This is a genomic window from Mesorhizobium sp. M7A.F.Ca.CA.002.09.1.1, assembly GCF_003998555.1.
Taxonomy (GTDB): Bacteria; Pseudomonadota; Alphaproteobacteria; order Rhizobiales; family Rhizobiaceae; genus Mesorhizobium; species Mesorhizobium ciceri.
The window spans coordinates 1-5,190 of the sequence record NZ_RZRR01000366.1 but is presented as its reverse complement, the minus strand read 5'-3'; the positions used below and the strand labels follow the sequence as shown (position 1 = coordinate 5,190).

The following is a 5,190-nucleotide window of genomic DNA, read 5'->3' as shown; positions in this document are numbered from 1 at the left end:
AAGCCTATGAGCGCGACACGCGTCAGTTCCTGCATTTCCTCACCGGCCATTGCGGCGGCTCGCCCGGCATTTCGGACATCGCCGATCTGCGCCCGGCGGATTTGCGCGGCTTCCTTGCCGCCCGCCGCAATGCCGGCGCCGGCGCCCGCACGCTGGGCCGGGGTCTCGCCGGCATTCGTTCGCTGCTGCGTTTCCTCGAGCGGCGCGGCCTCGCCAATGCGGCCGGTGCGGCGGCACTGCGCGCGCCGCGCCAGCCCAAATCGCTGCCCAAGCCGCTGACGGCGAGCGATGCCAAGCATATCGTTTCCATCGAAGGCCAACTGGCGGAGGAACCCTGGATCGCAGCCCGCAACGCCGCCGTGCTGACGCTGCTCTACGGCTCTGGCCTGCGCATTTCCGAGGCGCTCGGCCTGACCGGCGCCGATCTGGCGTCGGCGGCCGACACGGTGCTGCGCGTTGCCGGCAAGGGCGGCAAGACGCGCCTGGTGCCGGTGCTGCCGGTGGCGCTCAGGGCAATCGCCGAATATCGCCGGCTCTGCCCCTACCATCTCGACCCCAAGGGCCTGTTGTTTCGCGGCGCCCGCGGCGGCCCGCTCAACCCGGCCATCGTCCAGCGCGACATGGCCAAGCTGCGCTCGGCGCTCAACCTGCCCGATACCGCGACGCCGCATGCACTGCGCCATTCCTTCGCCACGCATCTGCTCGGCCGCGGCGGTGATTTGCGCACCATCCAGGAACTGCTCGGCCACGCCAGCCTGTCGACGACGCAAATCTACACCGGCGTCGACACCGCGAGGCTGCTCGAGATTTATGAGCAGGCGCATCCCAGGGCGTGAACGCCAGTAACGTTCACCATTTGGCCGAAAGCCTCCCCAACGTCGTCATCCCTGGGCGAAGCAGGAGCGAAGCTCCGTCGCGGAGACCCTGGGATGACGAAGAAATGGGCGTTTCCGCTAATCGTTGAAGCATGAGCCCCATCGACGTCAGTTGAGCGCGATAGCCAGTCCAAGACAATTTCTCAGCACAGGTTAACCGTTTTGCCGCTTTTCAGTCCTAGAAGAGGCTCATGAAACGCGTCATAGCCATCGCCGACCGTGCTGCTTCCGTGTCGCTGAAGCTGCTCGTCGCGCTCAATGTTCTGTTCTTCCTGTCGTTCCTCGCCGTGCTGCTGTTCGCGGCCGGCAAGGCGCATGCCGAAGTCCCGACCTGCACCGGTGCCGACATGCTGTCGGCCCTGCAGAAGAACGATCCGGCGAGCTACCGCAAGATCGAAGCGGAAGCCGCCGCGACGCCGAACGGCAAGGGCCTGTTATGGAAGCTGGAAAAGCCCGGCGAGAAGCCGTCCTTCCTGTTCGGCACCATGCATATGACCGACCCGCGCGTCACCACGCTGCCTCCCGAAGCGCAGAAAGCCTATGACGCCGCCGGCACCATCATCATCGAAACCACGGACGTGCTCGACAAGCAGAAGATGATGGTCGCGATGCTCAAAGAGCCGGACCTGATGATGTTCACTGATTCGACGACGCTGGCGTCGCTGCTGTCGCCCGACGATGCGGCGGCCATGAACGCCGCGCTCGACGCACGCGGCATTCCTCCGGCAACGGTTGCCAAGATGAAGCCGTGGATGCTCTCGGCCATGATGGCACTGCCGGCCTGCGAGCTGGCCCGCCAGTCAGGCGGCGCCCCGGTGCTCGATGTCAGACTGGCGCAAGGTGCGAAGGCTTCCGGCAAGCCGGTGGAAGGATTGGAGACGGCTGAAAGCCAGCTGCGCGCCATGGCCTCGCTGCCGCTGGCGTTTCACATGAAGGGCCTCGTCGACACGCTGAAGCTCGGCGATAAGATCAACGACATCAACGAAACCATGATCGTGCTCTACCAGCGCGGCGACACCGGAATGTTCTGGCCGCTGTTTCGCGTGGCCATGCCGGAGGGCACGGACGACCCCGCGGGCTATGCGGCGTTCGAGGAAACCATGATCACCAGCCGCAACAAGGTGATGGTCGAGCATGCCGAACCGATCCTTGCCAGGGGCAACGTCTTCATGGCGGTCGGCGCCCTCCACCTTCCCGGCCCCGAAGGCCTGGTCGAGGATTTCCGCAAGGCCGGTTACACCGTCACGCCTGTCGGACTTTAGTGACTTCAGCTTACTTCGCCAGGATCTGGGCCAGCATCGCCGGGACGACCATCCGGTGAAACGGCATGATGATCGCGAGATAGGCGCGCCCGAGCCAATTGTGCGTCTTGACGATCGTCGTCGCGGCCACCTCTTGCCGGCCGCTGCCAAGATCCCTGACTTCGACCAGAACACGGAAATCGAGATGTCGGTCGTCGAGGCCAAGCACAACCTTGCCGGGAAACTGGCTGATGAGCGGAAATATCCCGATCCGGCCCGACGGCAACACCGCAGTTTCCAAGCCCGTCTTCAGCCGGAACGGCCTGACGGCAAGATTGCGCAGCGCCATGAGCCTGCCGACCCAGGGCGGCGTTCGCCCCAGAGCGCGTTCGGCCGCGCCGAATGCGGTTAAGGAAAGGCCTTCAGTGACCAGCACATAGCGGTCTGCGAACTGGGCTCTGGCGAGAGCATCGCAGTGATTCGGGACAAGCTGAGCTGACGGATTCGTCACGGCAAAACCCTCTGATTCGACCTTAACAGACGCAAACTTGGCGCGCTGCGTGGCGAAACGACGCCACTCCGGCTGCGGAAGGGCAGGATTGTCCTTGTTTTTGGCGTTTTCCAACCCTAGCGTGAAACCAGTTCAATGATTGCGCGTTGTATGGTGTTGATTGATATTTTTCATCCACGGAGGACACTTTTATGGCGAACACACCGAATCCAAACGACCCGTTCAATTCGTCCACCAACGCACCAAGGCCAAGTGGCGGCGGCGGTGGTAGCGGTTGGCTGATTGCACTGGTCGTCGTTATTCTGGCGGTTGTCGCGTATTATGTTTTCGGAAGAAGTGGTGAGCACCCGGCACCCGCCGAGCCGCCGGCGGCCAGCACACCGGCCCCAGCGCCTGCACCGGCGGAACCGATGAAGCCGGCTGAACCTGCGCCCGCGCCTGCTCCGGCACCTGCAGAACCGGCGCCTGCCCCGGCACCCGCGCCCGCACCGGCTCCTGCGCCGGCACCAGCCCCTGCGCCGGCACCTGCACCGGCCCAGTGATTGGCTCGATATCAGTTACGAACGGCCCGCTGAAAAGCGGGCCGTTTTGTTTTGTAGGGGCCGCCAGAAAGGCCTTTCCAGAAACTCGCTCCGGTGAGTCAGCTGGTGTGGTTTTCGAGAACCGGAGCGCAGCGGACATTGGGTCCGTGAGCAGCGCATGACCCCGAAGATCAGTCCGATTTTTTCGGAGAGGATCATGCGCCAATCAAAAAGGGTCACAGCATCCTTTGAGCGTCCAGGAGGGACGCGCGGCGCTGTGAAAGCGGAGAAAACCTCGCCAGATGGCCGCCGGAGTAGAGTTTATGAAAGGGCCTTAGATGTGGATCGGCTTGAAGAACGTCGCCAGCGCCGCCTCCTTGATCGCCTCCGACATCGTCGGGTGCGCATGGCAGGTGCGGGCGAGATCCTCCGACGAACCGCCGAACTCCATCAGCACCGCCGCCTCGTGGATCATCTCGCCGGCGCCGAAGCCGACGATATGGACGCCGAGCACGCGGTCGCTTTGCTTGTCGGCGAGGATCTTCACAAAACCGTCCGTGTGCAGCATGGCGCGCGCCCGGCCATTGGCGCTGAACGGGAACTTTCCGATCTTGTAGTCGATGCCGGCCTTCTTCAATTCTTCCTCGGTCTTGCCGACCGAGGCGATTTCCGGGCTGGTGTAGACGACGCTCGGAATGACGTCATAGTTCACGTGGCCGGCCTGACCGGCAATGGTTTCCGCTACCGCCACGCCCTCATCCTCGGCCTTGTGCGCCAGCATCGGCCCGGCGATGACATCGCCGATGGCATAGATGCCCGGGATATTGGTCTTGAGATGGCCATCGGTCTTGACCCGGCCGCGCTCGTCGACCTCGACGCCGGCTTCCCCGAGCCCGAGGCTGTCGGCATAGGCGCGGCGGCCGGTGGCGATCAGCACGGCATCGGCCTCGATGGTCTCGGCGGCGCCGCCCTTGACCGGCTCGAAGGTGATGGTCGCACCCTTCTTGGCCTTGGCGACGCCGGTGACCTTGGCGCCGAGCTTGAACTCGAAGCCCTGTTTGCCCAGCAACCGCTGGAATTGCTTGGAGACCTCGCCGTCCATGCCGCCCAGGATGGTGTCGAGGAATTCGACCACGGTGACCTTGGCGCCGAGCCGCGCCCACACCGAGCCGAGCTCGAGCCCGATGACACCGCCGCCGACCACCACCAGATGGCCGGGAACCTTATCCAGCGACAGCGCGCCGGTCGACGACACGATCACCTTCTCGTCGATGTCGACCTTGACGCCGGGAATGCCGGCGACATCCGAGCCGGTGGCGATGACGATGTTCTTCGTCTCGATCTCCTCGACCTTGCCGTCCTCGGAGGTGACCGACACTTTACCGGCGGCGAGCACCTTGCCGGTGCCGCGGAAACTATCGATCTTGTTCTTCTTGAACAGGAAGGCGACGCCGTTGACGTTCGACGACACCGTCGCATCCTTGTGCGCCATCATCTTCTTCAGGTTCAATTTCGGCGCCGATGTCTCGACGCCGAGCGTGTCGAAGGAGTGGCCGGCCTCGGCGAACATCTCGGAGGCATGGAGCAGCGCCTTGGACGGGATGCAGCCGATGTTCAGGCAGGTGCCGCCGAAGGTCGCGTTCTTCTCGACCACCGCAACCCTGAGCCCGAGCTGCGCCGCCTTGATGGCGCAGACATAGCCGCCGGGTCCCGATCCGATGATAACGACGTCATAAGCCATGATACTGTCCTTCTGTTTTGAGCATGATGCCGAAAAGTGTGACGCGGTTTTCGGATAACATCATGCTCGATCTGCTTGAGAGCGCTCAGCGGCCGCCGCTTACATTCAGGATCGCGCCCGTCGTATAGGACGCGGCGTCGGAGAGAAGATAGAGAACCGCGCCCGCGACTTCATCCACTGTACCGGCTCTTTTCATCGGCAGCAGATCGCGGAACCGCTCCACCCGGTCCGGCTGCCCGCCGGAGGCGTGGATGTCCGTGTCGATGATGCCCGGCCGCACCGCATTGACGCGGATGCCTTC

Annotated in this window: 4 protein-coding genes and 1 pseudogene; 2 read left to right on the top strand and 3 right to left on the bottom strand. The window is 63.7% G+C overall.

Translation table 11 applies throughout. From position 1 onward, the window contains the following. The coding region (locus tag EN994_RS16990; protein WP_164745967.1) for a tyrosine recombinase XerC at window positions 1-836 on the top strand (836 nt) is incomplete at its 5' end. 230 nt (window positions 837-1,066) lie between these two features. Beyond that, a complete protein-coding gene (locus tag EN994_RS16985) occupies window positions 1,067-2,137 on the top strand; it encodes a TraB/GumN family protein (RefSeq protein WP_063169536.1) in 1,071 nt (356 codons plus the stop codon). A gap of 10 nt (window positions 2,138-2,147) precedes the next feature. On the opposite strand, the gene EN994_RS16980 is transcribed toward EN994_RS16985, so the two are convergent. The 3 genes and pseudogenes from EN994_RS16980 to EN994_RS16965 form a co-directional block, all read right to left on the bottom strand. Next, window positions 2,148-2,627 carry a DUF2867 domain-containing protein gene (locus EN994_RS16980; protein ID WP_063170405.1) on the bottom strand — a complete coding sequence of 160 codons (480 nt, stop codon included), beginning with the start codon at window positions 2,625-2,627 and terminating at the stop codon, window positions 2,148-2,150. 855 nt (window positions 2,628-3,482) lie between these two features. After that, window positions 3,483-4,898: pseudogene (gene lpdA / locus EN994_RS16970) on the bottom strand (dihydrolipoyl dehydrogenase); the annotation flags it as partial. Between the two features lie 76 nt (window positions 4,899-4,974). Then, window positions 4,975-5,190 (bottom strand): SDR family oxidoreductase (locus EN994_RS16965; protein ID WP_127307669.1); only part of this gene is annotated, 216 nt, incomplete at its 5' end.

What these genes read in the sequence shown, in the direction of transcription:
- EN994_RS16985 (WP_063169536.1), top strand. Translation starts at nt 1,067, where the DNA reads ATGAAACGCGTCATAGCCATCGCCGACCGTGCTGCTTCCGTGTCGCTG.